Origin of the sequence: Endozoicomonas sp. 4G, from assembly GCF_023822025.1 — a bacterium.
Lineage (GTDB): Bacteria > Pseudomonadota > Gammaproteobacteria > Pseudomonadales > Endozoicomonadaceae > Endozoicomonas_A.
Genome location: NZ_CP082909.1, coordinates 4,492,728 through 4,519,709 on the forward strand (window position 1 = coordinate 4,492,728; position 26,982 = coordinate 4,519,709).

Genomic DNA, 26,982 nt, shown 5'->3' on the forward strand with positions numbered 1-26,982 from the left:
AAGAGTTGAAGCGCGATAAAAGGGTTATGAAAAGAGGGTGGGAGTGGAGCTGACTGACTGGCTAGTGAGGTAGTTGTTACGCCTGAAAAGTTTCAGAAATATCCTGTCGCCCTATAACCCGGACAATCAGGACATAATCATCCTGAATTTGGTAATAAATAGAGTGAGCACCGTACACACTCATACGGTACCCCTTACGTATATGTTCCACTGCCGGGTAGTGCAGTGGAAAATTCGCTAATTCAGACAAACGGGCCTGCAAGCTGTTGTGGTAGTGAAGCGCCTGATCCAGACCAAAGGTGTCAATGCCAAACTCAAGGATGGTTTCGATATCCAAAGCGGCTTCATTAGATAGCTTATAACTCGCCATTTTTACGTTTCCGCTCCACGACCCGGGCTGCTATTTCTTTCGGAGTTAATTCGCTGATACCACTGTTTTCGCCTTTAATCAGAGCTTCACGAATGGCTTCGAGCTCACTTTTCCTGGATCGGGCCTGCCTGATCAGGTCATTAATCACGTCGCTTTTACTGCCGTACTCTTTACTGTCAACCTGAGCCTTGAGCCACTCATCATTAGGCTCGGTAAACGTAATACTTTGTCTGGGCATGAGACTCTCTCCTTGGTTCATATATGCACCATATTAGCACCAAAAGAGAAAAGTGCACCTCTGTTATTGCCATCTATAAATATCAGCGATTAACCCGCCAACTCCAACTGCATAAACGCACTCAGCCCACCCCCTGAAATCGACGTATCCGCCAGCACATCCACCTGCAAGGGAATGCTGGCGAAGTCATCCGAAATAAAGCCCAGATTCTGCACCGGTGAAAACTTCACCCGATGCACCCGGATATTGAAGGGCAATCCTTCCTGAGCATCGTTCAACCCTTCCATAAACAGGGTAAATTCCCGCCCGGATTCCACCAGTGCCTGCACCATGTTGGACTTCAATGGGGTGTAACTGACTTTGACCCCCTTGTTGTCAATGCTTCCCCCTTCAATCACCTGAATACCAGACTTCATCAGTTGGTAGTCGTCGCCTTGAATCAGGGCTGCGTCCTGGCTGTTTTTGACGGTAATGGTCTTTTTCAAATCGGGCAGTCGCTGAAAGGGAATCAGTTCTCCGGCTACACCATAGGTTGCCAACTCTTCATCGGTCACGGCTGTGGTTGAAGCTTCGGTGACACTGCCCCGTAAGGCCAGGGAGATATTGCTGGCGGTAAAGTCGTGGGCCACCAGGTTGGCGGTAATGCCCGACACCCGACTGATAACATTGCGATTGCCGCCACCGCCCAGGTGGTTTTTCAGCTCCTTCCGGTCTTCTTCAAAGCTGAAGTTGAACTCGCTGACATTGCCGATGGGCAATAGCGGTGCAGTCTTGTCATAAGGCTGAATATGGATACTGCCTGCGCCGATAAAGCTGCGGTCGATAGTGGACATAGGATTTTCCTTCCTTGAACGGGGTTTAAAAGACGGTTTCGAGGGTCAGGGTGATATCTGCGAACGACAATTGCCCTTGGCTGGGAGCAATATCGAACTGGGTTTCTGAGAAGGTCAGCTTGCGGTAGTATTCTGCCAAGGTTTTATCACTGCTCAGGGCTTTGCGAATCGTTCTGGAAAACTCCAGCAAGGCATAAGTCGTTTGGTCATTGGTGGGCACCACGGCACTGAGATTAAAAAGCCACTGATCTTTACGACGACTGCCCTGTTGTTGCAACTCACTGATTGATTCCAATTGCACCAGAATGGCTGGCGGCTTCAACTCTTGCTCAATGCCAGTGGCTGCGTAGCCCAGCAATACCTGGTCACAAACAGACTCCAGAACTTTCATCAGGGTACTGACCAGTTGCTGTTCCAGATTAGACACGGCTCCCTCCATGAATAATGAAATTCAGTTCCTGCTGCATTAAGGTGGCAAACCGCTCCAGTAAAATGGGCTGAAGCTTTTCCAGCACCTGAATGGCACTGTTCAGAATCGGTAAGGTCTGTTTTTCCAGAGGCAGGCCCATCCACATCATACGACCGGATTTTTTGGAACGCTGGTATTTATGCCGCCAGTTGGCTTTTCGCTTGAAGACCATGGAGTGGGTAGCGTTGACCGGTTGCATTAAGAAAGCACCTTGCCAGAAATGCTTACCAACTCTGACGCCTTGTTTCGTTTGTCTGGGTTTACCCAGATAATGAGCCGGTATCTCCCAGGCACCGATCCAGACCACCAGACTGTAGCCTTCACTGCCCCGCTCTCCCGATTGCAATAGATTCACCTTGACCCGGCCCAGCTCCTTCAGCTTTTTCTGGGTCATACCTTGCTCCCGCGCCAGTTCTCTCAGGGTTCGTCGCTCGGCAAAACGGGATAGCTTCCTTAGTGACCTTCTGATAGCGAGCTGGAGAGTTTCCGGAGTGTTCTGGAAGTAGCGAACCATTTCATCAATACTGTCATCCAGCTCAAGTTCCAGCTTCATGGAGTGACCACCCGTTCATCTGACCATCGCCTTTCAGTTTCCGGTCAATGGTCCACCGTTGTTCGCCTGAGATCACCTCGTCACCCCGGCTGACCTTTACATCCTGCGCCAATGCTAATGTGGTGATCTCTTGCAATACCTGTTCATAAGGACCGGTAGGCACGAGCTCACGGGTGATGATGCCAGTGACTTCCAGCGAACTGCCATCTGACTTTTTCAGAGTGAAAGTCTCTCCAAAAGTAGCCAGCACCTGCCGGTTCAGATCACTTAACTCATCTTGCATTTGATCACGGCTCGTGGCTTCAGGCAGATGGGCAGCGGGTTGGACTGGGTGTGGACCTGAACGCCTTTATCGAAGTCGAGAATCTTCTGCTTAGCGTACCGGGGCAGGCCGATGGTATTGACGGTTTCGATAAAATCCGCCGGAGCGAACCAGGTGCGGAAGATCCCTGTCCCTTCAGGGATGACATAAGCTTCATCCGGTTTGATGAAAGGAATATCGCCTACCTGACCCCGATACTCTTCCCAGTCGATATCACCGAACCGGAATCCGGTCTTGGGATCGTTACGCAGCAGGGCACTGTCCTGGTAACGGTGGTAAGCATCTTTGACGTAGTCGTGACCAACCAGACCGTCATAGAAGTCAGCGCCACAGAAACCTCGTAATCCGGTGTAGGGCTGAGCGCCCAGCGCCTGATCGACCTTCCTGCGAAGCGCCACACACCCCAACCGGACATCGGTTTCAGCCACACTGAATTTAAAGGTATGAGTTTGCTGGGTGACACCGAACTCCTGGAACAGGTCGTAAATGACACTGGTACCGTCGGCATCCAGAATCTGTCCCTTGATGGCTCCCAGTCGCAGGTGCTCCAGAGTCACTTCATGGTTAGCGTTCATGGACGCCAGTCGGTCATTGACCACCGTTTTCACGCCTTCCAAAGCACTCTCAGAACCAAAGGCCCGGACATTGCGCACCTCATCGGCAATGATGGTGGAGTCGTAGGGAATATGGGGAATCACAAAACTGCGTACCTTGCGCTTGCCACCTCTTGCTTGAGCAGCGGGTGCACCCCGCTCAGAAGTCGGCAGCAGGATCAGCTCGCCGTTCCGGGACTCCACAATGGCGGTGGTGGTATTAATGCCGCTTTCAGTAAACAGGCCCAGTTCACCGATGCGCCCTGGCTTATAGGGCATATCGTTCAGAGTTGCAGTCAGACTGGTAAGACTGAAAGCATCATTGTTAAAAATATCCAGCAGGTTCATCCCTGTTCTCCTTTCCTGAGAATGATATCCAGCGACGCCAGATCACTGACAGCCGTCGTCTTTTTTTCGTCGGTGATGCCTTTGGGCCAGACCAGTAGCGTCTCATCCACTTCGGCCAGCCGGGCGATGATCACCGCTTCGCCGCCGGTGGTATCGGTAGTGACATGACCCCAGAGCACTCCCGCCGCCATTTGCAGGCCAGTGTTTGCAGCAGGGTCTAATGGCCCATAAACACCTGTGGAGGTATTTTTGCCGAGGATCGTGCCTGGCAGCAGTGTCAGATCCGGAGCCAGTTCAACCCGTTCCCGGCTGATGCTGTTGTTTCCTTCGGACACGATAAATTCGCCAGTATGCACCGGCTCTGTCATCACAGGCATGGTTCAGTTCCTTTGATTAAGAAAGGGAAAGTTAAGAAATGAGGGACTGGATTCAGGCAGCCGATTGACCGTTACGCTTGCGGTAAACGGCCTGAGTATCCACCAGTGGCTGGATCTTTTTATTCTGCTGATCCGGTGTCAGCTGGTTATTGATGCTGTCATCATCTTGCAAAAGCAGATCGAACAGCTCGGTGCGTACCTGGGCTTCGGTCTTGCCGGACTGAATAAACGGGCTTGCCCGATCTTCACAGTGTGCCGCTGCGCACAGGGACTTGATGGTCTCGCATTCTGCCAGACGCGCTTTGACATCATCAATGCCCTGTTGCTGTCGGACAAAGGTTTCGGCCATTTCCGGATAACCGGCCTGATTACACAAGGTCATTACTGCCAAGGCATGAGCACCTTTATCCTCTTCTTCAGATTCAGAGTTTGCAGGCTGAGGCGGGTGCATAAAACTGGAAAGGTCAAAATGAGCTGCCATTTTCACTGGTGCTTCCACCCCATCAATCAGACCATGGTCTTTAGCTTCGGTGGCGGTGAACCAGGTCTCTTCGTTCATCAGTTTCAGCATGGCTTGCAGATCCAGCCCACACCGATTGGAGTAGGTTTGGGCAATCACCTCGGTGGTTTTGTCGAGCATATCGGCCATTTTGCGCAACTCACTGGCATCACCACCAACCCAACCGAAAGGATTATGGATCATCAGCAAAGCATTCTCAGCCATATGTACGGTGTCGCCTGCCATGGCAATCACACTGGCAATACTGGCCGCCAGCCCTTCAATCCGGACATGGATATTAGCCTTGTGGTAACGCAAGGCATTGTAAATGGCCACACCGTCAAACACTGAGCCACCTGGGCTGTTGATCCGAACCGTAATTTCATCCGCATCCAGATCTTTCAGGTTGCTGACCAGTTGCCGGGCAGAGAGTCCCGCCCAGTCGCCAATCACGTCATAAATCAGCAACTCCGCTGGTTGGCCGGACTGATTTTTTAAGGTGAACCAGGCCCGGTTCTTATTGAGCGGCTTTTTGTTCATCGTTTTCAGGTTCCTCTTCCATGCTGGGGTTGTTGGTTGCCTGAGCTCTGGCATCACTGTCGTATTGCAGCTCCAGCTCATCAGCCCGTTGATTGTCTGCTGCGATTTCATCGTCAATCTGTTCGCTGTCGTAGCCTTGTTCCGAGACCACTTCCGAGCGAGATTTGAAGCCGCTACGCACAGCCAGGTTCTGGGACTGCACATCCTGGACCGGATGGATATAAGCCCAGCCCTGGGGAATCCATTTCACCTTGCGATAGTGAGCGGGGTTTCGATGAAAGTCCGAGGCTGAAATCGCACCACTGAGGACGGCCAACTCCAGCCACCGTTTCCAGACCGGGCGACAAAGTTGGAACACCAGCAGGTTATGCTGGATCTGTTGAATACGACGACGGAATTCATTAAGTACCACCCGCAAAGCCCGGTCACTGACGCCTTTCATATCGCCGGACAGGATCTCATAGGGCAGACCAATACCCGCAGATACCGCCATCAGCTGTTGGCGAATAAAGTCCGAGTAGTTGCTGGCTGCACCTGGTGGTGTGTTAAAGGTGATCTCCTCACCGGGTGATAGCTCCTGCATAGTGCCCGGCTCCATCGCCACCATAGGGACACCCTGCAAGTCATAGATAATAGGCCGACCAGTTAGAGGATCGACCTTTTCCGTTTCCGGAGCCGGTTTGGTGATAAAGCCGGTGAACAGATTGGCGATTTCCTGTCTGAGCAGGGTGGCATCATCAAACTTGTCCAGGTGATACATTCGAAGTAGTACCTGGCTCAAAAAAGGCTGACCTCGCAGCTGACCGGGCCGCAGCGGTTCATAAAGATGCATCACCTGATTAGCTGGCACCCGTCGTAAGCCAGCAGTATCCAAAGTGGTGTAATCCGAAGGATGTTGCTTGTGCATCCAGTAGGCCACCCGCTGCCCGATGGCATTAAACTCAATGCCTGCACGAATCTTGTGACCTTTTTTCAGATCGTCGTGGTAATCCCAGGGGACAAACTCCGCTTCCAGCAATTGCAGCTGTAACGGCACACTCAAACCATCACCAGGCTTGCGGGGACGGAAGCGAACAAAGCACTCTCCGGCCTCCAGTACCGAACGCATGGCCAGAGCCTGCTGGCCGTAAAAATCGAGCTGGCCATCAGCATCGGATTCATCGGTCCAGCCCAGAAACAGGGCCTGAAGTTCTTTACGAAACACATCATCACGGGCTTCTGACTTCGGCTTGATGCCGGTGCCGACAATATTGGCAACTAGCTTTTCCAGTCCGGAAGCGGCCCAAGGATCATTGCGAATCGCTGCACGGGAGCGGTTGATCAGGGTGCCAAGATTGCCAGTCAGTGAGTTATTGGGGCCTGAGGAAGGGGCTGACCAACTCTGGCTTCTCCGCCCCTGACCAGCCGATGTATACGCCAGGTTCTTCAGCTCTGGCAGCAGCCAGCCTGCAATACGGTGTCGAAGCTTCATTCAAATGCCTTTGCTGGAATAGATACCGTACTGCCGGGGTCGCTTCTGCTGCTTGATCAGCTCTCGCTCGATGGCTTGCAGTCGCTTTTCCATTTCAGAGAAACTGGCGTACTCCACTTTGCGTCCTTCAAATTCCACAGTGCGGGTTTCTCTCAGTAACACAGCTCGTTTCAAAGCCTGGTATTCAGCTTCTGTAATCATGTGTTATCCATTCAAATAGCTGCTGCGAGAAAATCGTCGGGATCGGGTTTGAGTCAAAGCCTCGGGATCAGAGGCCTCTACCTTAATTTCTGGCTCCGGACGTTGAGCGGCCAACTGCTCCAGATCCAACCCACGGTGCTGCTGCAAAATACGCACTGCCGTCAGGGCATAAACCCGGCAATCCAGTGCTTCATTGCGCTTCTTGCGGGCATCCCACTCAAAATAAGCGACCCCATGCTTATACTTGCGAACTTTCTCTTCTGCCGTGGCCTGCTTGAAGTAATCTTCATCAAAACAATCCTTCACCGGCCAGTGGCAATAGCCAGTGCCGGGTTCAAGAATTCGGTAACGCTGATAGATCAGTTCTTTGGCCGTATCGGTACCCACCAGAGTCAGGTAGACGCCTTTCTTGTTTCGGGTTTTCGGGAAAGTGGCGATGGGTTTGCCAGACTGGGATGCACCCTTGATCGGGATCAGCCAGTCAGCACCTTGCTTGCGGGAGAAGGCATAGACCTCATCGGTAAAATGACCGCCTGAGTCCATACAAATCTGGGCAAGATTCATTAACACCATATCTTGTCGCCGGTAAGACGTTCTCAGTTTGTCTGCCAGAATCTTCCAGATTTCCGGTCGGCTCAGATCACCATAGAGCCGGACGTAATCAATAGACCAGCTCTCCTCACCAGCACCCCAACCCACTACTTCATACTCCACCCGGTCATCCTGAACATCGATACCACAGGTCAGCACTTCTACTGGCCAAGGTACTTCAGCAACATAGTGTTCACGACGCTGGTAAAGTAATTCGTAATCGACGGTTTCTCCGGCTTCCTGCCAGGTCTGGCCCAACACGGTATTGGTCCAGTCTTTTAACAGAACCGGATCGTCTTTGGCCGCCAGAAAATCCGCCACTGCATCTTTCCAGCTGTACCAGCCATTAGGGCTGTAAAGTGAATTCAGATGGTAGCCACGGATTTTGCCGTCAGTTTCCGTGTTCAGAGGCTCCCATCGCCCATTCTCCAGTAATCTCGGTTTATCATGTTCCTGCATCCGATGTTGACACTGGATGCATTCAAAACAGGCCGTCTCCGGGTCCTGGTTTTCAAATTTTATCTGCTGCCACTCAATGGGCTGCCTGTGCCCACAATTCACACAAGGCACATAGTATTGTCGCTGGTCGCTGGCCTGATAAGCCGTTTCAACTTTACTGGCTCCGGCAATATTCGGTGTGGAGACCATCAGGATTTTACGATTACGGGAAAACGTCGCCGTTCGTTTAATGGCCAGATTGATAGGACTGCCTTCCCCATCCACATCATCTTCATAAGCATCTATTTCATCCAGAAACAGAAACCGGGCAGGCATTGAGCGCAACCCTGTGGCGGAGTTGGCTCCGGTGATAATCAGTACCCCGTTAGGGAATTCCTTCACCATCTGAGTATTACCAGAATCCCGGGAACGAGGGTCTTTCACCCGCTCCCGCAGGATCGGCATCTCTTCAATCATCGGCGCTATGCGCTGCTTGGAGGTACGCTTGGCCATATCCAGGGTGGGCAGCACATACATCATGGGACCGGGCGTATGATGAATCACATAGCCCAGCCAATTATTGCCACACTCCGTCCCTCCGACCTGCGCACCTTTCATAAAAACGACACGCTCCACATCCGAAGAGGGGGACAGGCAATCCATAATTTCTTTGAGGTAAGGCGTCCGGGCGGTTCGCCAGCGTCCGGCTTCTTTGGCCGCCTTCATGGGCAGAATGCGGTATTCATCAGCCCATTCTGAAACCGTCAGTCGTGTATCGGGTTTCAGGCCAGCAAAGAAACCGTCTATATAAGGACTGGACATAAGAAAAGAGGACTCTATCCGTGGCTAAGTCACAACTCCAAAGATTGCTCTGGTTGCAGGGAAACCAGTGTTTCTACTGTAAGAGAGTGCTTCAACCCTGTGATGCCAGCATTGATCATGTCATACCTAAAAGCCTGGGAGGCCAGGATATCGTCGATAACAAGGTGGTCTGCTGCAAAACCATTAACCACGTATTTGCCGACATGCCACTGAAAGAAAAGTTGCGCTGCATTATTCAGTGGAAGGGGCAGATACCCTGCCCCAAAGCAACTCAAGCTAAGTAAGCGTCAGAGCGCCCCGTATACCAGCTTGCTATAAAGTCATGAGTACTCCAAATACTCAGTAAGCTAGAACCAACTACCCCACTGATATCTATGGTATTTGTATGGATCCTTTGGCAACCATTATTGCATTCTTTAGAATCTTCATTGCTTCCCGTAAACGCTCAATCGTCTGATTAAAATCAAGCAAACCACTAGAGTTTGTTATACGCCAATCTTCGCAGATGCATACAGTCATGTATTGGCCGTTCCCAAAGCGGGATGGTCGAGTGACTGTCAAACGGAAGGAATCATTTTTTGACACCGAAAGAATCTGCTTATGCCACTGACTTCTCAGCTGACGACGTTCCTCCTTATTGTTAACTGCTATTTTAAAACACAGCTTGTTTTGTTCTAGCTGGAGGTATTGCTCAGAATGCTCATCGCAAAAAGCGGACCACCAATAACCAAAGAAACCACCGGAAGGATTGGCAACATACCCCCAGTCTCCCGTACCCAGCTCTTCCTGCAATCGGATATAAAAACCGATCCACTGGTCGCCAGTCCATTGAGCTACGTCGATGTTAAGGAAGCCCTTAACTCGATTTTCAATACCCTGCAAATGACCACGGTAGTCCAGCAGAATCTGATTACTTCCCAGATAACTATTCAAAATAGTCAGAAAATCCTGTCGGAGAAAAGGGGTATAGCCATTGTCTTTGACCACTTTATAAGATCCCTGATCGCGGGTTTGCAGATAAATCAGTATTATATTGTTACTATCATAATGCCTATTAGCTATTTCATATTTATAGCGTTCAAGTTGGTTGGAGTGCTGTTTAGTCCCAACCTTGTCCTCAATAAGAACAGCATATTCACCGTTGATAATACAGAGGACATCGATATTACTGTCCTGTTTCCGGACTTGAACTGAATTGATGGTTTCAGGCAGAGTTTTCCCCTGCTTATGGAAAAGTGCATCTAAAAGGCTCAAACCACAGTTGTGCAGTTCTGCATTTTCATTTTTAAGCGCTGGGTCAGCCCAGCAGAGTAGCCAACAGATAAAGGCATCTTGGGAAAGCTCACTGGTAGCAAAACGGAAAATATTCGGAATAGTCATATTTTTTATCTCTAATGGTGCTGCATTTTTACCTGACATATGCCATCACAACTTTACCCCACAGACAACTAAATTAAGGTTCAGCTAAAGCATCCACTAAAAAAATAATTCTCAGTCAATGTTCGCCAATTTTTCCAGAGCCTGTTCAATTTCATTTTCTAATAACTGACGAACAGCCATTGAATCTTCTTCAGCAGCCAGAACATCGGCCAGACGATCCGGAATACCCAGCAAAGCATCCCTCAGCATTCTTCCCGCCCGGTAGGCATCTTCTCGAACTTTGCTGGCTTCAGTGAGCTTTCCGGCTTTTTCCTCATACTCCATTTTCGCCATCTTGGCCCTGAAAGCTTCTCGCATGGTGCGAGCCGTGACGAAATCCACCGCCTGCCTTGAATCGGTGGGAGCGACTGGCAGAGAGTCTGCCGAAACAGGTGGCTTTCTCAATACGGTTGAGGGCTCAGCCTGAGCCTGAATCGCCTTCAGAGCCTCATCCGGGTTGATCTTGCCCTTGTGCAGGCGAATCTTGCCGGACTTGACCAGCTTGGCCACATATTGACGGCTCCAGCCCTGGCGTTTGGCGAATTCCGATTGCGAGATGAGTGTCATAGCGGCCTGTATAACCTCCCCTGTCCCGCTGTGGCCGGATATGCCCTCCTGTGTCCGACAACTTATTGATTATTAATACTTTTTTTCTTGATAACCCTTGGTTATAGAGCCTTACTGTACATAACAAAAACAGACATCAAAAAGGAAACAAGCCATGAACAAGAAGACCGAACAAGCCTTTGAAGAAATCGCCCAAAAGACCCTGCTGATGGAAACCCTCAAAACCCGAAACACCTCGCGAGATTTCGAAGAGGTGGCCGTCTGGCAAGTCAAAAAAGCTTTGGAACAGGCTTATCAACTGGGCCTGAAACACGGCCAAAAACAATAACCCCCCAAAAGGAGAAGCACCATGAAAACAACAAAACTCACTGCCAGCCAGAAGGCTGTTCTCAAGCAAGCCGCTAAGACAGGAACCCTTCACACTTCCGAACTCACCCTGAAAGGAGGTGCCCGGAAGAAAGTACTGGACAGTCTGACCAGTAAGGGCTTTCTGATCCGGATGAAAAAGGCTGACACCTACGACATCAGTCCTCAGGGCAAGGCAGCCATCGGCCTTCCGATAGACGACCAACCTGCCCGGAAAGGCAAGATCCGCACCGGCACCAAACTCCACAAGGTGATTGAGCTACTGAGCCGACCCGAGGGCGCGGAGATCCACGAAATCATGCGCGAGACCGGCTGGCAGCAGCACACCGTTCGCGGCACCCTGGCCGGAGCCCTGAAAAAACGACTGGGGCTGACCATTGAATCGGAGAAGCCTGAAGGCAAGGATCGCATTTACCGGATCACCGCCGGGCTGGAAGCGCTCTTTGAGGGAGAGACTGCATGAGCAACCGCTCGCACATTGCAAGGCGGCTGGCAGATAGGGGACCTCAATCATGAGAGCCCCTATCCTGCTGGCCGTTGAACTCAGTAGTGGATCCTTCCTCTCCTGCCGCCTGCGCCATCCTGATCGTCACACTCTCCCAAGCCTCAAACGCTGGTACCGAACCTTGCCTGAAGCCATCTTCCTGATCCAGTTGGGAGACCTGCACTACCTGAAAGGAAAACAGGCTTCTGCATTACATCGAGACTGGGGAGAAAACTGGCCAGATCATCAGCCTCGTATCAGTCCCACCCTCAATCATCTGAAGGCATTGGCTCGCAGTTTGAAGATCAACACCCTGCTCTGTCACCAGAATCAACAATGGTTTGAATTGAGTCTTAAATCTGTCAACCAGGTTGACAATCCTGACCGCAAAGGTTGACAGTTTGGTTAACAAAATCCCTGACTGGTTGACACCGGGAAACCCCGTCATTACTGGGCTGAAGCCCAATTTGTCAACCTGAGTGTCAACCCCGATTTTCACTCTGTCGCTGGCGCTTTTCCGCGCTGATGCATACCCGCACTAGAAGACGCCTCCCAGGGACCCCGGGGCAGTCGTCAGAAGACGCCTTTCAAACGTTCTTTTTGATCTTGAGACGCTCCCTGCATTAAAAAAGAATCGCTCAGATCGGCTTAAATTAAGCCTCAGCTTTTCCATGTTCTTGTTACCTTTTCCAGCCCACGGCTGGCAATGTATCCACCGATGCCCAGCTGTATGATGCTGAACAGTTTCAGCTCCACCGCTTCGGTAAGATTCGGTGCTGACCAGCCCATCCATCGACACACGACCAAAGACGTAAAGACCAGCATTACCATGGGACGCCAGTTTCTTTGTAGCCAGCTTTCACCCTGAGCCTCGGCTTTAACGACAGAAGCCTTTTGCTCCAGTTCGTTCAGCTCACCGTTGAGCAGCATCCTGGTGAGCTCAACCTTGGCTTCTTTGGCTTTGTTCGCATCAGGAAAAAGCTTGTCGATAACCTTCCCGATCACCGGAATGGCAGCCACCAGACTCACCGTTTGCCTCCCAGCATTTCTTCCTGTCTCAGCCACTGGTGCACATCAAAGTTAGGACAGGTCTTCACCTTGCTGAAGTGATGATGACCATGAACGACAGCGTTTGGATAAATAGCTTGATGGCCAGCCACCAGAAGCTTCAGCATTCGTTTCTGTTGCGGAGTGAAGTTATCTTCCGGCTCGTTGTGCTCATTCAGGCCACCCACCAGACAGATACCCACACTCTCATGGTTGTGGTATTTGACATGAGCACCCCAGTTTTCAATGGGACGACCCTGCTTTACGGAACCGTCTCGCTCAATCACCCAGTGATAACCAATATCCAGAAAGGCCCGCTCCATGGTGTGCCAGCGTTTGATGTCTTCAAAAGTAACGTGTTGGTTAGCCCGGGTGTCCGAGCAATGAACGACGATGTAATTAGTTTCCTTACGCTTGCCCATGTTTCATCCCCTGAGTTTATGTTTTAAGAAAGTAAGCCAGCAGCCCAATAGCAGCGGTCAGCACAATCCAGCCGAAGCGTTCGATATAGCCCAGCATTACGCCCCGGCGACTGGCCTGGAACTCCAGCTTCCGGATGCGCTTCTCCTGCTCATCCAGGCGTTCATCCTGACGGGAAAGGTTGTTAGTCTGGTGAGTGATTCGTTCCTCGATCATGGACAGACGAGAAACGGCATCACTCAGTTTGTCGAGCTTTGAATCAATCTGATCCAGTCGCCTTGAGAGTTCGTCCATCACGGTCTTCCTTGACCTGGGCAAAGGTCAGATTGTTGGATTCAAGGTAGGCTTCCTTGCCTGTGTACTCCTCCCATCGACGCACGATCACGTCCACGTATTTGGGATCCAGCTCAGTGAGCCGGGCACTGCGGTGTGACTTCTCGCAGGCGATCAATGTGGAGCCGGAGCCGCCAAACAGATCCAACACGATGTCGTGTGTCTTGGAAGAGTTGCGAACAGCACGTTCTACCAGCTCCACGGGTTTCATGGTGGGATGCAGGTCGTTTCTGGCAGGCTTGCTGTAGAACCAGACATCGCCCTGATCCCGGGCACCACACCAGAAATGTTCGTTGCCTTCCTTCCAACCGTAGAGGATCGGTTCGTATTGTCGTTGGTAATCGGAACGACCCAATGTGAAGGTATTCTTGGCCCAGATGATAAACGTAGACCACTTGCCACCGGCTTCCCGAAAAGCGTTCTGGAGCGTGTCCAGTTCAGACGACGACATGCAGATATAAATCGCTCCCTTACAGACTCCAAGCAGGTTGGTCATGGCGGCCAGCAGGAAAGCGTGAAACTCAGAGCCGAGATTATCGTTCTTGATTCGGCGATCTTTTTTCGCTTTGGTGTTTTTCCCGGGGTTGGCGTAGTCGACGTTGTAAGGCGGATCGGTGAACACCATATCCGCCAGCTGGCCTGCCATCAGGGTTTCCACATCGGCCTGTTCGGTGGCACTGCCGCACAGCACCCGGTGATTTCCCAGAACCCAAAGATCACCCAGCTGGCTGACGGGATGCTCTTCCGGCTCAGGAATTTCATCATCGTCGGTCTGCCCTTCAGGCTCGTCCACCAGCAGCAGACCTTCCAGTTCTTCGTCGGAAAAGCCCATCAGGTCCAGATCGAAGTCCAGGGCATCAAGCTCTGCCAGTTCTTGCTTGAGCAGCTCTTCGTCCCAGCCCGAGTTGGCCGTGATCTGGTTGTCGGCAATGATCAGCGCCCGACGCTGGGTTTCGGACAGGTGTCCCAACACAATCACAGGGACAGTTTCCATGCCCAGCTGCTTCGCCGCCATAAGACGACCATGACCGGCTACGATCACATCGTCACTGCCCACCAGCACCGGATTAACAAACCCGAACTCCTCGATGGACCGGGCAATCTGGCTCACCTGCTCATCGGAGTGAGTCCGGGCATTGTTGGCGTAGGGCACCAGGGTGGCGACGGGGCGATGTTCGATGGCTTCGACAAGGATTCTGGACATGGTTCTTCCGTGATTTCCAGACGTAAAAAAACCTCAGACCGGGGAGGTGTGAGGTTCAGGTGCAGTTCGCTTCGAGCTTAGCGTTAATTCTTGTCAAATTTGGCGAAAGTGTCCAATACTCCCAATACGGACTTTAAGCGACATTGGCAGACAAGCACCGCTATAAACGCTCTACATTGGTCAAATTACCCTGATTTATTTTGCAAAATGTGGATGGAAATCCGATTTATGGCCTTACACCAGTGCCCATAGGCTGTTTTTCGATTCACGCCCAAGTCGTCCGCAATCAATCGCCAGGGCAGTCCTGAAGCACGTAGCCAGATCAGCCTTCGCTCCTCTTCGTCCACCCATCGCAACCATCGCATGCACTGCACCATTCGATCCACTTCGTCTTCCGAAGGATCGGGCAGCCTCAGGATTTTGTTTTCTCCCTGGTAGACCTCCCAGCGGTTGGGATTGATCTCCGGCCAGAAAGCGGAGTACCGGAGATTGATACCTGACGACACTCGTCGTGCCACCAGCCAGGCTTCCCGATAGCGATTGGCCAGTTCATCCTTGCACTCCATGACTTCAGCTCCTGTGGTTTTGTTATACAGGCGAGGCCGACCTCAAGGAGGCTCGCCTGTATATATTTATATATACGGTGTTGTTGAATTCTGAAAACTAGAAAATAGTGCTTAATAAACAATCAGTTATAGACTTCGGATACCAGAATTCGGAAAAACTGAGTTGAATTCTAAAAAGCCCGCATAACCATTTGAAATCCTTTTAAAAATAAGTTCTCAGCCAGATTTCAATTTTTTTGAATTCTGCGAATTCTGAAATCTGGCCGAATTCTGAAAGGCCATTTTCAGACGGTTTCTGACTTCTACAGGGTGTCCTGGTAAACCCACACATCCGGGTTTTCGACAGGCAGTAATGTACCGGTATTGGGACATTTGAAATCTGTTGGCCTGATGCTGCACAATGCCTCGCCATCCACGCCATAGGTCATGCCATCAACACATAAATACCCCAGTTTACTGCGCTTTGGAGCAGGCAAATTATACTCGTCATAATCCCGGAAAAACTTAATATAGCCCTTGGTGGCCAGCACCTGAATTCGATCATAGATGGTCGTTTTGCCACCCAGGCCCAGCTGGTTTTCAAACTGCTCAGAGAACTGGTTAACGGTGAACACCCTGCCTTTCAGAGCTTCCTGGTAAATCAGGTTGACGATCACTTCTCGCTTCCTGATGCGCTCTGCATCGTGCTTCTTGCCCAACTCTTCACCCGCCAGACGCATACTGCTGGGAGGTGCTTCCCGCCATTGTCCATCTCTTTTGATGATCCTCTGAGCTTTGGGTGAAGGACCGTTTCTCAGCTCGTAATAGAGCATCCGTTCGGGCTCCAGCTCTTCCGGCCTGAACAGCAACATCCCAGAGGTGTAGTAACCTCGAAGGCTGCCAGCCCCGGAAAGTGCCTGAAAAGGATCTTCCTCGAGCTGTCGTTTACTCATCTTTCGGGTGTGGTGAACGAGCACTATGCCTGCATCCGGGTTAACGATATCCCGCAGTTGCTCCACTCGCTCCTTGAGAAAAAACAGCATAGCGTTGTTATCATTTTCACTACTGCCATCCGGACCCGGATCAAACACATTCCTGATGGGATCAATAACAATGACATCAGGCCCTTCAGGGAAAGCCTGCTGAATCGCTCTGGCGATGATGGGCAGACCCACCGCATTAAGAATCAATTTTAACCGGGCAGTCATCACCAGATTTTCTCGAATCCGGCTAAGCTGGAAATCCTTGAGTGGTAATTGCTTCACCCGCTCACGCAGATAGTGGTATTGCACCTCGGCCTGTAGATAGAACACCTTCAGGGGACGACTGGGCCGCATATCCAGGAAGGTCAAACCTGCTGACATATGGGCGAGGAGGTTTAACAGGAAGTCACTCTTACCTACCTTGGGAGCACCGCCCAATACCAGCATGCCACCTGGGGTCAGTATTCTCGGAGACAGCAAATCCTCTGGCATGGGGGATTCATCATCCAGCAACTCACCAAAACGATAGACGGGCACCGACTCTTTAACTGTCTTACGTCGTGTAGTAATCATCCAATGACGAATATCGAATGCCTCAGCCACAGCATCTGCCGCGTCCCACTTCTCAGGTTGCTGCTCAGGTGGTTTTAAGATGATGACAGAGGCCGCACCAGCATCAGAAATAGCCTGTGCGGCTTGCTGAGCATAAAGTAGCCCAGCCTCATCATGATCAGGCCACACCAGTACTCGTTTGTTTTTAAGAGGAGACCAGTCCGTCTTATCCGTGGGAGCCTTGGCACCGTTCATAGCGGTGGTGGCGCAATAACCACTGTCAATCAACGCTTGGGCCGCTTTCTCGCCCTCCACCAGCAGTACTTCGTCAGCTACCTTGATACCCGGTTGGTTGTAGAGTGGTCTGGGGTTGGGAGCTTTGGTTTTGCGGGTCTTTACATCCCAGGGTCTGAACTCCTTTCCATCCGGTGTCTCATAACGGTAAACACAGGCGATCAAATTGCCTTCGGCATCGTGGTAGTCCCACTTGCCTGTGTGATGACCCAAGTCTTCATACTCTTCCTGATGATTAGTATGAGCTGGTGGACTGAACGACGGCATACCCAGCCAGTTCGCCATCAGCTGAATGATTTCGGGAAAGTCCCTTTGAGGATCCAGATTCTGGTGTGCGGAGGTCAGACTGATAATGTCACCGCCTTCACCGCTTTCAAAGTCATGCCAAAGCCCACTGCTCAACTCCACTTCCAGACTCTTGCCTTTCTTGCCCTGGACGTTGCCCAGTACAAACTTCTGGCCTCGCTTTTTGCCATTGGGAAATAGCCAGGCCAGATACTCTGGCATTCGTTCCTGAATACGACGCTTAACGTCTTCTGCATCCAGTTTCTGTGTCGTGCCCTGCTCTTGGGCATCGTTAAAATCAAGCCATTTGTTTTTCATTGTCACAGTCCCTGTAGGGAAAAGCCCACCCGAAGGTGGGCGTTAGGGCCTTAATCCCACTGGTTGTTGTAGCTTTCAGCTGGGTGAGGTGCTGACTCCGGAGGACTGTAGAGCTGCGATTGCAGCTGAGCCTGAGAATGGTCACCCTGCTGATTAGCGGGTGAACTCCCCTGAGGAGCAACCTGACCAAACATCAGCTGAGCATATTGCTTGTGCTCCGGTGTGATGGCCTGCTTGATGACATTTTTCGGTTCATCGTACTGATCCTTTTCAGTACTGACCTTGGCGACGAACTCAATGCCGTCCAGCTCTGACAAAGACTGCAACTGTCGGGCTTTATAAGCCGGTGGGCTGTTATCCTCGGCCTTGATATTACGGGCGGATTGCAGGACACCTCTGACAAAAGACCTGCCCATGTTTTCCCACTCCGGGCCTTTGGGGCTGTGCATCCCGATCAGAGACCAGATCTTACGCCTGGCGTACTGACCTTCCAGCACCGTGAACTCGGCATTAAGGTAGATGGCTCCGGTGTCGCCGCAAGTGGCGTAACCGCCGGTCCAGCCCATTTCCGGATTATCGTAGCCTCCGGGCTTGAGGGTCATACGCACTTTGACCAAGGTGCCTGGAGGAATGACATCGTAGCTGCCCTGGTCGGTAGCATCGTTAAAGTCGTTCCAGCGTGTCATGGCTCTTTGTTGGCTCATGGTTATTTCTCCGTTCCTTGAGGTTGGGTTTCAAACTGAACAGGCTGCCTTGATCCACTGTGGATCTTGGTAAACAGCTGTCCGAGGTGAGGCGGTTCGTATACATCCAGTCGGCCGCTGCGATCCTTGGCCGGGTAGCCATAGGGGTTTAGGGTTTGGCAAACAAAAGTACGACGCAGGTTGCCTTCTTCATCGGGCAGGCTGGCCAGGGTGATCACCTGGTCAACAATGCCGGGGAGCTCCAGGCCGGTTTTACTACCTTCGATCTGGGGCTGGTGGAGCTTGCGGTTAAAGTCGTCCACCCGCTCCTCGAGGATGGCGACAAAGACTACGTTCTTGCCCCGGGCATGTTGCAGGTGGGTCAGTGCCGCTATCATCTCCTGACCGTGGAGGCCATAAGCGCCGCGAGTATCCGGCTTACCGGTTTTCTCGGAGAACGCCTGGGGCTGGCCTTTGCACCACTGGAAGCAGAGTCGGCCCAACACTGTGATGGAGTCGATAAAGTAGGTGTCGTACTTCTCCAACGACTCAGGATCACCATACTTGCGACACACCGCTTCGTAGTGTGCTTTCGAGTACACCTGATCGTCCCGAAGCGCTGGGTTAGGTCCTGCCAGATAGACGGCAAAGTTTCGGAACTCCGGCCAGGTGGCTGGACGAAGGGTATCGCCCGGCCATTCCTGCACTGCCAGATCGCCTGCTTCCAGATCCACAAATAAAGTGGTGTCCGGGTTGAGGCTCAGCAGCTGGGTGGTTTTACCCACCCCACTGTTGCCCAGCAGCACGCACTTGATGCCCTTATGCTCCTGACCACGTTGCTTGGCATTGAGAATTGGGAGGCTCATTTCACACCCCCCACCAGCTGGTAAGTGCAACGACCTGGCTTCACCTGCAGAGCCGGTTCAAAAGCTCGGCGAACTTCCTGAGACCAGCGATCAAACTTCTCCTGAGGCACTGAGTAGTGAACATCCAGAAACTCAGAGGGGTCTTCGCCCTGTTCCTGAATCCTCTGGGCGATGGCCTTCAGTTTTTGCTGATCCCAGCTGACCTCTCTGGGCAAATCCACCAGCACTCCCACACCTTCATCTTCAAAGCTGATTTCACCAAATTCCTGCTGCAGTTGTGCCCGGACCTGGGAAGCTTTGAAGACGTACTTGTAGGCGATCACTGACTTCAGCCACTCTTTTTGCAGCTGGAGTTGAGCCAGAGCTTCGTCGGTATCCCTGACCAGCGTCGCCAACTCTTCACTTGAACGAGCGGCCAGTTCAGCAACGCCCATTCCCTTGATGTTTTCCAACTCACTGCTCATACTTCACCTCCCCGACAAGCGACTGGCTGAGATGTACCCATATGAGTGTGCGAAGCCTCGTGCGCTTCAATATCCGACAACCGGTAAATAACCCGATTGCCCAGCTTGATATAGCAAGGACCCAGCCCACGCATACGCCACTTCTCCAGGGTATAGGGGCTGATCCGCCAGCGGTCGGCCAGTTCTTTCTGGCTCAGGTGTTGCACTTCCATTTCATGCTCCTTCTTGTTTTTTCCAAAGGCAGGATCAATCATGGGACAGTCGGAGTAGACAAAGCGGAGATGGGGCGGAGACAGAGCGGAGACGGCGTATTTTTTGTTAAAAAATCACAAAAAAACCAGCATACAGCCGGTTTTTTCTCTGACAAGGGTCAGCAAGGTACACATGTGCGTACAGTGAAATTCTTCAAAACATAGGGCCAGTGCATTGGCCATTCAGCATGGTGCCATAGCAAGTTGGCACATACCCTTTAGGGATCACAGCGCCGTGGCACTCACCATTAATAACCGGGCCAGTGCACTCATCAGGCCGGTAAACTTTCTGGCCTGACTGTACTGGGTTTGACTGTACCGGGTTTGACTTTACAGCCGGTGCATCACTTGTTTCACCGTATTTTTTGAGCATGACATTGGTGTATACATAGTCCAGACACCAGTCCATGTGATTTTTTCTGTCATCGCCCGTCAGGTCAGCGCCTTTTACTTCACATAACTTTTTTGCAAACGCCATTGCTTCATCACTGCGCTCTTCAAAGCGACGCTCCTGTGCTTTTCGGATGGTCTCATCATAACCTGCCTGAATGCTGCCAAGAACGCCACCTACTGACGAACCTACTGACGAACACCCTACCAGCACTGATAATAAGGACAACAAGGTTATTTTGACGATTGGTTTTAACATGATGAAGACCTGAAAATAGCTGGTAACACAAATAAGGACACAAGATCTGCTTTGCCCCTTACTTTAACCACCAAAAAAACAAGCAAGAATAAGAAAAAACTCTTTTATTATTAATAAGATATAATATCGATAGATAAGTATTAACCCTTCCAGCCTATAGAATCTCTGACAGACCTGAACGAATCACTGAGCCAGCGGCTTGCTGGCTGCCTTTACTTGGGCGTATTTTTTCTTCTGAAGATCAAACTACTCTTTAGTAATCGCTTTTCTTCTGGGGCGAGGATCGGCCTTCAGGCTCCACAACCGATTTTCATACTGGATGTACTCTTGCCACTGATCATTGTCATTAAAACAGTTGCTTGGCCGGGTGTAGCCTATGCCTTCCTCTCTAAGCTGACTGGTACTGACTCCCCGGTTGCCCATTAGCCAGGCTTTATAAATCATGCTGGCTATCTCACAGCGTTGACCACCGCTAATATCCCAAGGCTCACGGTCATTGGCCTCAAACCGTCCTTGATTGCCATAACGTTCCCATCTGACTTCCAAGGGCTCAGCTTCTGGTTCAAAGTTTTCTCGCAGTACATCTTTCAACTTTTGAGCATGTATTTCACAAGTGCCTTCAGAAGACAGCAGCGACACAATCGGATACGGTCCTGGCAAAGGAAGCAGATGGTCAAACCGCTCGGATACCGTTAGAACAACACCGGGCGCTTTACCCTTCCAGCTTTCCAGGCTCTGATAAATGTTTTTAAAACTGCCTCGTCAGTAAAATCTGTGGGTCATTTCTGGTTCAGGCAGATGGCCCAGTGTGTGATATAAAGCAATTTCTGCACATTTGTAGGTCCTAAAACCGTACGATTTTCTCGTAGTGAGTTTTACCTTGGTGTTCAGACCTTCAACAATTCCGCTGGAAAATGCCTTTTTTGCCTTGAACCAATTCAGAATCAACGGCCTGTGTCGTCGAACAGTTTTGGCTACTTTCTTCATGGGTTCTATCTTTGACCTCATGACTCTTGTGCACCACCGATCCAGATACTTCCCTGCCCAGTGTGGTGATATGTAGTCCCAGAACACTTGAAACTCTTCCTTGAGCAGATAAGCCCTGACACTTTTGAGGTTATACTGGAGTACCCTATTTAACTTGATCTCCTCTTTCTCGGTCAGGTTCTCCTTCCGTTTGAGGAGACACCAACGAGTCTTCTTCAAAACAGGCTCATAACCATCTGCCTGAAGCTGTTTTTGTTCTGATGCCCTGACCTCATCGATAGCTTTGTTCAGCATGGAGACAATATGAAATCGATCCAGAATATGCAGCGCCTGACTGGCAAACTCAGTGATTGCTTTTACGTAGGGCTTCCACATGTCAGAGCAGACATACTTCAATCGCTCACTACGTTCGGGGCCAAAGAAAGAGAAAAAGCTACGAATCGTCGCTTCTGTACGGTCCTTACCAACCCACAACAGCCGGGTACAACCACGATCAATCTGGTAAACCACTGTCAGGTATTTGTGCCCAACCTGGTAAGACACTTCATCAACCCCAATAGCCTTGATATGGTCGAGTGAGCGATTTGCTTTGCCCCACTCAACCATGTACTCCACAGCATGAAATACTTTTTCCCACGAAGTATTGAAAGTACTGGCAACCTCCTTCCAGGAAAGTTTTCTGGCCCAGTTTGCCAGGAATTGCATGTAGACTTTGGTCAGTTCCTTTTTACCTTCAGCCCATGGAACTTGCTCAACCTTTACGCCGCATGTCTTACATTCCACTCGGCGCATTCTATAGAGCAAGAAAACTCTGATTCCCCAGAGGGGAACAAACTCGAAACGGCGTTCAGTAAGGTGATCATAGCCTGGTGCTGGTTTTTGGCAGCCAGAGCAGAGAGCCCGACTGTTCTTCCTTGGAACCACGGTGACATTGAACACATCTTCACCCTGATAATTGCCGAATTGGACATCCTGATAAACAAATGACTTGAGTTTATGCACTTTATTTAGGATAGTTTTTATTAGCATCAGCGGTCTCTTCTGTTTTTTTGTCTGCTAACAAAAAACTACCAGAAATCAGCCGCTGGTGCTTCTACCTTTAAGTTTGATCATTCTTACCCGCGGATACCTCTTAAGAACTGGTTTGCTAACCTCAGGGCGCTGATAGCGTTGCAAACTGGTTTGCAGAGTCAGCGGTTTCCAATCCTTCATGTGCCGACTATTTGTTTCCAACTTAGAGGTTACTCTGTAGCTTTATCCTCACAGGCTGGCTGGTTTTACCCACAGATATCCCTGAAGAGCCTTAAAACTAAACATACTGGTCAGGTGTCGGGCAAGCAGTATCTGGTAGGGCTGCCCATCGACCTGAATATTTCCCAAACACTCGAGCAGTTCAGGAATCACGGTGACCTGTTCGCCTGACAACTTAAGGTGGCTCTTGAGCACTTTGATTAGCCAGTCCCTGTCGTACTTGTATTGCCGTTGCTGCTCTTCCGTAACCTCAACGAAACCTTCGGAGACACAGTAGCAAGTGAAGACACCCGGCTCCCGCTCAGGATTTCTCTCAGCCACCTCCAGCCAGAGCTCTCCGTCGTCGGTATCAATGGGGATTACGGAAGCCAGACCTCCCGGAGTCAACGCTCCAGAGCTCACAATGTCAGTGGCTTCGTTGGGTCTGTCCTTTTCCAGACAAGCTTTCAGAACTGTTTCAGAATCGGTTTCATACAGACCGGCCAGGTAACGAAATGAGCGCTGTTTCTCGGGTAATTTCAGTCTGTCAGTCATGAGTCAGTCCCCACTCCTTGAGTTTGTTCCAGCTGAGATAACGTTCCCGTTCGGTCAAATCCTGCAAGTTGGAAGTGCAGGGATCTTTCAGAGTGATGGTGGTACTGTTGGCACGATTTTGCCCATCTCTTTTCCTGAACTTCACGGCAATAGAAGCTTCAACAACAGAGTACTGGTCACAATTCAGAAAGTGTTCAGTCTCATCCTCTTTCATTATCTGATAGACATCTTTCTCATGGGCTTTATAGGCAGGGGATTGAGCGGTGTAAACAGCGTCGCTTCGGGTTGACTTGAATTTCAGATAGGAGACAGAGACCTGTTTAATGCCTTCTTGCCGGTTGAATGGCAGGACTGGCTTCGACTTCAAGACATCCAGCGTAAGTTGTCTTCTCTTCAATTTTTCCGGAGCCTCTTCTACTCCCAGTGCCTTGCTGGTGAAAAGCTGAGCCAGCTGCTCGCGCTCCTGCTTCTTCCGAGTGACCACTTCCAGCTCGCACTTCTTCGGGTTCCAGAGGAAAGCATATTCCCTCGCTGGCCTGATCATAGTTTCCCGAAGTGCTTTCTTCTTTTTGGAAACTTCCTTAAGCAGGCTGGGAAGACCCTCCCAGTAAACCATAACTTGCTGCAAAGTTTCTATCTTGCCATCAATACTCGGACGCTCCCGTTCAAACAAGTCCACCAGTACTTCATCATCACCGCCAAAGTGCTGCGAGAGATACTCTTTTAATTCCTCTAGATCAGGGAGCTGACTCACAGTGGACAATACTTTGAAGCTGTCCCACTTGGCTGTGAGCCTGGCTTCATCAGCAAAGCGCTCACTTTCGGCCTGTTCAAAGATCGACTGTTCATGGAGAAGAACCCAGGCGGCTCGAGTGTGCGGATTATTCTGAGCGAGATACTCACTTTTATTCATGACCAGCCTGGCCAGGAACTCCTGACCCACTTCGTCCGCCATCTGGTCGATCCGTCGAAGCAGGTCTCTATACGCCTGTCGTTGTCTTTTATCCAAGGCACCGATAGCATCCATCAGATCGAAGGTGGTACTGAGTTCCGGTTCATAAGCAATCACTCTTTGTGCTTTCGTCACTCCGGTACGCTTTAACAGCTCACGACAATAATCATCTCGAACATGCTTCAAGGCTCGCTTTAAGTAGGGCATCCGGTCCTCCGGTTTTTATATTTTTTCTATGGCTACATCCCGGTCTTTTTATACTACTGTTTTTTTGTACAGCATCATATTGTACCCAATTGCATGGCCTGTCAATCCCTTGGAAAACACCGGATTAAGCCGGTTACCTCGGTATGGATTCCTGACGTTTTTACAGCAACACTTTTAAATAAATCCGCACCCCCCAGGGATGGGAGACCCACCATGAACAAACCCCCATCAAGCCACCAGCCACACCCCAATACCCTGGCTATCTGCCAGATCCTGGCTGCCGGTATTGAACGTCGGTATATAAAGCAGCAAGAACAGGAAAACACCGAAAGAGAGAAAGATAACTGGACTAATGCCGGAACCAGAGCCTGTATGTCTCATAGGGTTCAACGACAGGAGTCCAACAATGAAGAATGAATTATCCGATCAGTCAAGTCTGGCGGCCAAAGTGGCTGCCATTCAGAAGATGTCCACAAAAGCACTACTCGCACTCTGGCCAAAGCTTTATGGCACCGATGCGCCCAAGCTGAACAAACGACTGCTTAGGCAGAGATTAGCCTTCCGGGTTCAGGAGCTGGAACTGGGGAGCCTTTCCGAGAAGCACAAGAAACAATTACAGCGACTGCAAAAGCCATCGGCTAAAGACAAAGCTGTGCCCAAGGCCAGAGTCAACAAGCCACCCGCAGGCACCCGGATTGTTAAAGAATATGAAGGCGAGACCCATGAGGTAATTGTCACCAAGGAGGGCTTTGAGTATCGGGGCCAAATCTACCGGAGCCTTTCAGGCATCGCCAAACTGATTACTGGAAGTCACTGGTCGGGGCCGGTGTTCTTTGGACTAAAAGGAAGCAGCCATGAGCGGGGAAAAAGCCGTGGGCAAAAGTAACAGCAAGATTAAGGACATCATACGTTGCGCGATCTATACCCGTAAATCCTCAGAAGAAGGGTTGGAGCAGGAGTTCAATTCACTCCATGCCCAACGAGAAGCCGGTGAAGCTTATATCACTTCCCAGAAACAGGAAGGATGGGTTCTGGTGCCGGACGAATACGACGATGGCGGTTTTTCCGGTGGCAATATGGAACGGCCTGCACTTCAGCGACTGATGCAGGATGTGGAAGCAGGCAAGATTGATGTGGTGGTGGTTTACAAAGTGGATCGTCTTTCCAGGTCGCTGGCTGACTTTGCACGGCTGGTGGAGGTGTTTGATAAGCATCAGGTTTCATTTGTAGCCGTCACCCAGCAGTTCAACACCACCAGCAGCATGGGACGACTGACGCTTAATATTCTATTGTCATTTGCCCAGTTTGAGCGTGAAGTGACTGGCGAGCGAATCAGGGACAAGTTCCTGCTCTCCAAAAAGAAAGGCAAGTGGATGGGTGGGACGCCACCGCTGGGTTATGACGTGATGGATCGCAAGCTGATCCCTAATGAGGGAGAAGCAGTCATTATCCGGGAGATCTTCAAGACTTTTATTGAAACACGCTCACAGGTTGAAACCGCTGAACGGATTAATGAGATGGGCTTTCGAACCAAGCGGCTGCCACGCAAAGGTGGCCAAGTGGCCGGAAGCAAGAAGTTCACCCGGACCGCGATCTACAAACTGCTGAAGAGCCGACTCTATATTGGTGAGATTGGCCACAAGGGTGAATGGTACCCGGGTGAGCATAAAGCCCTTATCAAACCCGAGGTCTGGGCGAAGGTAGAGACCATTCTCCAGAGCAACAGCTCGGGCCGCCAAACAGACAGCCGACACAGGCACAGTCCTTCGTTTCTGCGGGGTTTTCTGTTCGGGCCGGAGCAGGAAGCCCTGATACCCACAGCCACCCGCAGAAAGGGCAAACTGCACCGCTACTACGTCAGCAGTTTGGCCCGCAAGCACGGCCACAAACATTCGCCCCTGCCTAACCTGGCAGCCAGGGAGATTGAGTTTTTGGTGGTCGAGCATCTTCGGGATTTACTGAAGCAACCGGAGATTATTTTCACCACCCGGCAGATGCTGACGGATCAGGAAACGCTCAATGAAGATCAGGTCAGGGAAGCCCTGAATGATCTGTCGGACATCTGGAACCTGCTGTTTCCTCAAGAGCAACGCCGTTTAATGAAACTGCTGGTCAACCGCATAGATGTCCACCAGCAGGGCATCGAGATTCGCTTCCGTCAGGAAGGGATAGCCACCATCACCCATGAGCTAAAAGGAGAAGTGACATGGCCATAAAAGTAACTGGCAAGGCAACCCGCACCTATCTGAAAGACGAGAACTGCATTCTGGTGCACATTCCCATCAAGTTCATCAGCCGCAAGGGAAAGAGCCAGGTCACCACACCGGACGGTCGTCCGGCACTGGAAGAGGTCGATCCGGCTTTGAGAAATGCTCTGGTCAGGGCACATCGGTGGTTGAAGGCATTGGAAACAGGGAAAGAGCAGCATCTGAAAGTGCTGGCTAAACAGGAAGGAATCAACAGCGAAAGCTATGCTTCGAAAATCCTCCGGCTGACCACCCTGTCGCCAGAGATTCAGGAAGCCATTATTGATGGTCGCAGCCTGGGAGGTTTGGTGCTGGCTGATTTTATGAAGCCTTTTCCACTCTTGTGGTCAGAGCAGAAGAAGGCATTGGGGATACCAGAGGATTGATGTGCTCCCTCCTTTTTATCCCTC

General features: G+C 50.9%; 37 protein-coding genes. 8 read left to right on the forward strand and 29 right to left on the reverse strand.

Annotation, left to right across the window (positions count from 1 at the left end; genetic code table 11):
• Positions 1-76: 76 nt before the first annotated feature.
• The 12 genes from K7B67_RS17655 to K7B67_RS17710 all read right to left on the reverse strand — a co-directional run bounded on the left by K7B67_RS17655 (position 77) and on the right by K7B67_RS17710 (position 8,665).
• Positions 77-370, reverse strand: a complete 294-nt coding sequence (locus K7B67_RS17655) for a type II toxin-antitoxin system RelE/ParE family toxin (protein WP_252177191.1) — start codon at positions 368-370, stop codon at positions 77-79.
• Positions 357-608 (reverse strand): type II toxin-antitoxin system ParD family antitoxin, encoded by a 252-nt coding sequence (locus K7B67_RS17660; protein ID WP_252177192.1) that lies wholly within the window; start codon positions 606-608, stop codon positions 357-359. Before K7B67_RS17660 ends, K7B67_RS17655 begins: the two co-directional genes overlap by 14 nt.
• An 89-nt stretch (positions 609-697) precedes the next feature.
• Positions 698-1,441 carry a hypothetical protein gene (locus K7B67_RS17665; protein WP_252177193.1) on the reverse strand — a complete coding sequence of 248 codons (744 nt, stop codon included), beginning with the start codon at positions 1,439-1,441 and terminating at the stop codon, positions 698-700.
• Positions 1,442-1,466: 25 nt separating this feature from the next.
• Positions 1,467-1,868 carry a hypothetical protein gene (locus K7B67_RS17670; protein WP_252177194.1) on the reverse strand — a complete coding sequence of 134 codons (402 nt, stop codon included), beginning with the start codon at positions 1,866-1,868 and terminating at the stop codon, positions 1,467-1,469.
• Positions 1,861-2,463: a hypothetical protein gene (locus tag K7B67_RS17675; protein WP_252177195.1), complete on the reverse strand. Its 603-nt coding sequence runs from the start codon at positions 2,461-2,463 to the stop codon at positions 1,861-1,863. Before K7B67_RS17675 ends, K7B67_RS17670 begins: the two co-directional genes overlap by 8 nt.
• Positions 2,447-2,746 (reverse strand): hypothetical protein, encoded by a 300-nt coding sequence (locus K7B67_RS17680; RefSeq protein WP_252177196.1) that lies wholly within the window; start codon positions 2,744-2,746, stop codon positions 2,447-2,449. Before K7B67_RS17680 ends, K7B67_RS17675 begins: the two co-directional genes overlap by 17 nt.
• Positions 2,731-3,726 carry a major capsid protein gene (locus tag K7B67_RS17685; protein WP_252177197.1) on the reverse strand — a complete coding sequence of 332 codons (996 nt, stop codon included), beginning with the start codon at positions 3,724-3,726 and terminating at the stop codon, positions 2,731-2,733. Before K7B67_RS17685 ends, K7B67_RS17680 begins: the two co-directional genes overlap by 16 nt.
• Complete coding sequence (locus tag K7B67_RS17690; protein WP_252177198.1) at positions 3,723-4,103, reverse strand: head decoration protein; 381 nt, start codon at positions 4,101-4,103, stop codon at positions 3,723-3,725. The genes K7B67_RS17685 and K7B67_RS17690 overlap by 4 nt, the downstream gene beginning before the upstream one ends.
• Positions 4,104-4,155: 52 nt before the next feature.
• Positions 4,156-5,142: a head maturation protease, ClpP-related gene (locus K7B67_RS17695; RefSeq protein WP_252177199.1), complete on the reverse strand. Its 987-nt coding sequence runs from the start codon at positions 5,140-5,142 to the stop codon at positions 4,156-4,158.
• A complete protein-coding gene (locus tag K7B67_RS17700) occupies positions 5,120-6,613 on the reverse strand; it encodes a phage portal protein (protein ID WP_252177200.1) in 1,494 nt (497 codons plus the stop codon). Before K7B67_RS17700 ends, K7B67_RS17695 begins: the two co-directional genes overlap by 23 nt.
• Positions 6,614-6,814, reverse strand: coding sequence for a hypothetical protein (locus K7B67_RS17705; protein WP_252177201.1), 201 nt, complete (start codon positions 6,812-6,814; stop codon positions 6,614-6,616).
• A 3-nt stretch (positions 6,815-6,817) separates the two neighbouring features.
• Positions 6,818-8,665, reverse strand: coding sequence for a phage terminase large subunit family protein (locus K7B67_RS17710; RefSeq protein WP_252177202.1), 1,848 nt, complete (start codon positions 8,663-8,665; stop codon positions 6,818-6,820).
• Between the two features lie 20 nt (positions 8,666-8,685).
• Here K7B67_RS17710 and K7B67_RS17715 point away from each other — a divergent pair, with 20 nt between their 5' ends.
• Entirely contained in the window at positions 8,686-8,949 is a 264-nt protein-coding gene (locus tag K7B67_RS17715; protein WP_252177203.1) for an HNH endonuclease, read from the forward strand.
• An 88-nt stretch (positions 8,950-9,037) separates the two neighbouring features.
• Here the strand turns inward: K7B67_RS17715 and K7B67_RS17720 are convergent, their stop codons facing one another.
• Together K7B67_RS17720 and K7B67_RS17725 are read right to left on the reverse strand one after the other, a co-directional pair.
• The gene (locus K7B67_RS17720; RefSeq protein ID WP_252177204.1) at positions 9,038-10,084 is read right to left on the reverse strand and encodes a PD-(D/E)XK nuclease family protein; all 1,047 of its coding nucleotides are present in this window, start codon (positions 10,082-10,084) and stop codon (positions 9,038-9,040) included.
• A 72-nt stretch (positions 10,085-10,156) separates the two neighbouring features.
• On the reverse strand, positions 10,157-10,651 hold the full coding sequence (locus K7B67_RS17725; protein ID WP_252177205.1) for a hypothetical protein: 495 nt from the start codon (positions 10,649-10,651) through the stop codon (positions 10,157-10,159).
• 154 nt (positions 10,652-10,805) lie between these two features.
• Between K7B67_RS17725 and K7B67_RS17730 the strand changes: the two genes are divergently transcribed.
• The 3 genes from K7B67_RS17730 to K7B67_RS17740 are packed head-to-tail and all read left to right on the forward strand — an operon-like array spanning position 10,806 to position 11,898.
• The gene (locus tag K7B67_RS17730) at positions 10,806-10,979 is read left to right on the forward strand and encodes a hypothetical protein (RefSeq protein ID WP_252177206.1); all 174 of its coding nucleotides are present in this window, start codon (positions 10,806-10,808) and stop codon (positions 10,977-10,979) included.
• 21 nt (positions 10,980-11,000) lie between these two features.
• The gene (locus K7B67_RS17735; protein WP_252177207.1) at positions 11,001-11,480 is read left to right on the forward strand and encodes a DUF3489 domain-containing protein; all 480 of its coding nucleotides are present in this window, start codon (positions 11,001-11,003) and stop codon (positions 11,478-11,480) included.
• 49 nt (positions 11,481-11,529) lie between these two features.
• Positions 11,530-11,898, forward strand: a complete 369-nt coding sequence (locus tag K7B67_RS17740; protein ID WP_252177208.1) for a hypothetical protein — start codon at positions 11,530-11,532, stop codon at positions 11,896-11,898.
• 263 nt (positions 11,899-12,161) lie between these two features.
• Here the strand turns inward: K7B67_RS17740 and K7B67_RS17745 are convergent, their stop codons facing one another.
• From K7B67_RS17745 to K7B67_RS17815, 15 genes are all read right to left on the reverse strand, one after another.
• Entirely contained in the window at positions 12,162-12,530 is a 369-nt protein-coding gene (locus K7B67_RS17745; protein ID WP_252177209.1) for a 3TM-type holin, read from the reverse strand.
• On the reverse strand, positions 12,527-12,970 hold the full coding sequence (locus K7B67_RS17750) for an N-acetylmuramoyl-L-alanine amidase (protein ID WP_252177210.1): 444 nt from the start codon (positions 12,968-12,970) through the stop codon (positions 12,527-12,529). The genes K7B67_RS17745 and K7B67_RS17750 overlap by 4 nt, the downstream gene beginning before the upstream one ends.
• A 16-nt stretch (positions 12,971-12,986) precedes the next feature.
• Positions 12,987-13,262 (reverse strand): flagellin, encoded by a 276-nt coding sequence (locus tag K7B67_RS17755; protein WP_252177211.1) that lies wholly within the window; start codon positions 13,260-13,262, stop codon positions 12,987-12,989.
• Positions 13,228-14,505, reverse strand: coding sequence for a site-specific DNA-methyltransferase (locus K7B67_RS17760; RefSeq protein WP_252177212.1), 1,278 nt, complete (start codon positions 14,503-14,505; stop codon positions 13,228-13,230). Before K7B67_RS17760 ends, K7B67_RS17755 begins: the two co-directional genes overlap by 35 nt.
• A 185-nt stretch (positions 14,506-14,690) precedes the next feature.
• Entirely contained in the window at positions 14,691-15,071 is a 381-nt protein-coding gene (locus K7B67_RS17765; protein WP_252177213.1) for a DUF6362 family protein, read from the reverse strand.
• Between the two features lie 302 nt (positions 15,072-15,373).
• Entirely contained in the window at positions 15,374-17,482 is a 2,109-nt protein-coding gene (locus tag K7B67_RS17770; RefSeq protein ID WP_252177214.1) for an AAA family ATPase, read from the reverse strand.
• A 50-nt stretch (positions 17,483-17,532) separates the two neighbouring features.
• On the reverse strand, positions 17,533-18,186 hold the full coding sequence (locus tag K7B67_RS17775) for a hypothetical protein (RefSeq protein WP_252177215.1): 654 nt from the start codon (positions 18,184-18,186) through the stop codon (positions 17,533-17,535).
• A gap of 2 nt (positions 18,187-18,188) precedes the next feature.
• Complete coding sequence (locus tag K7B67_RS17780; protein WP_252177216.1) at positions 18,189-19,031, reverse strand: ATP-binding protein; 843 nt, start codon at positions 19,029-19,031, stop codon at positions 18,189-18,191.
• Positions 19,028-19,495 carry a hypothetical protein gene (locus K7B67_RS17785; RefSeq protein WP_252177217.1) on the reverse strand — a complete coding sequence of 156 codons (468 nt, stop codon included), beginning with the start codon at positions 19,493-19,495 and terminating at the stop codon, positions 19,028-19,030. The genes K7B67_RS17780 and K7B67_RS17785 overlap by 4 nt, the downstream gene beginning before the upstream one ends.
• The gene (locus tag K7B67_RS17790) at positions 19,492-19,707 is read right to left on the reverse strand and encodes a helix-turn-helix domain-containing protein (protein ID WP_252177218.1); all 216 of its coding nucleotides are present in this window, start codon (positions 19,705-19,707) and stop codon (positions 19,492-19,494) included. Before K7B67_RS17790 ends, K7B67_RS17785 begins: the two co-directional genes overlap by 4 nt.
• A gap of 193 nt (positions 19,708-19,900) precedes the next feature.
• Entirely contained in the window at positions 19,901-20,395 is a 495-nt protein-coding gene (locus tag K7B67_RS17795) for a hypothetical protein (RefSeq protein WP_252177219.1), read from the reverse strand.
• Positions 20,396-20,641: 246 nt separating this feature from the next.
• Positions 20,642-20,941: a hypothetical protein gene (locus K7B67_RS17800; RefSeq protein ID WP_252177220.1), complete on the reverse strand. Its 300-nt coding sequence runs from the start codon at positions 20,939-20,941 to the stop codon at positions 20,642-20,644.
• 216 nt (positions 20,942-21,157) lie between these two features.
• A complete protein-coding gene (locus K7B67_RS17805; protein WP_252177221.1) occupies positions 21,158-22,411 on the reverse strand; it encodes an ISL3 family transposase in 1,254 nt (417 codons plus the stop codon).
• A 231-nt stretch (positions 22,412-22,642) separates the two neighbouring features.
• Complete coding sequence (locus tag K7B67_RS17810; protein ID WP_252177222.1) at positions 22,643-23,167, reverse strand: hypothetical protein; 525 nt, start codon at positions 23,165-23,167, stop codon at positions 22,643-22,645.
• The gene (locus tag K7B67_RS17815) at positions 23,160-24,326 is read right to left on the reverse strand and encodes a hypothetical protein (protein WP_252177223.1); all 1,167 of its coding nucleotides are present in this window, start codon (positions 24,324-24,326) and stop codon (positions 23,160-23,162) included. Before K7B67_RS17815 ends, K7B67_RS17810 begins: the two co-directional genes overlap by 8 nt.
• Positions 24,327-24,539: 213 nt before the next feature.
• Here K7B67_RS17815 and K7B67_RS17820 point away from each other — a divergent pair, with 213 nt between their 5' ends.
• Genes K7B67_RS17820 through K7B67_RS17835 form a run of 4 tightly spaced genes read left to right on the forward strand, consistent with a single transcriptional unit; the run spans position 24,540 to position 26,958 of the window.
• Positions 24,540-24,743 (forward strand): hypothetical protein, encoded by a 204-nt coding sequence (locus K7B67_RS17820; RefSeq protein WP_252177224.1) that lies wholly within the window; start codon positions 24,540-24,542, stop codon positions 24,741-24,743.
• Positions 24,733-25,212, forward strand: a complete 480-nt coding sequence (locus K7B67_RS17825; protein WP_252177225.1) for a DUF2924 domain-containing protein — start codon at positions 24,733-24,735, stop codon at positions 25,210-25,212. The genes K7B67_RS17820 and K7B67_RS17825 overlap by 11 nt, the downstream gene beginning before the upstream one ends.
• On the forward strand, positions 25,181-26,542 hold the full coding sequence (locus K7B67_RS17830; protein WP_252177226.1) for a recombinase family protein: 1,362 nt from the start codon (positions 25,181-25,183) through the stop codon (positions 26,540-26,542). The genes K7B67_RS17825 and K7B67_RS17830 overlap by 32 nt, the downstream gene beginning before the upstream one ends.
• Entirely contained in the window at positions 26,533-26,958 is a 426-nt protein-coding gene (locus tag K7B67_RS17835) for a hypothetical protein (RefSeq protein ID WP_252177227.1), read from the forward strand. Before K7B67_RS17830 ends, K7B67_RS17835 begins: the two co-directional genes overlap by 10 nt.
• The last annotated feature ends 24 nt before the right edge of the window (positions 26,959-26,982 follow it).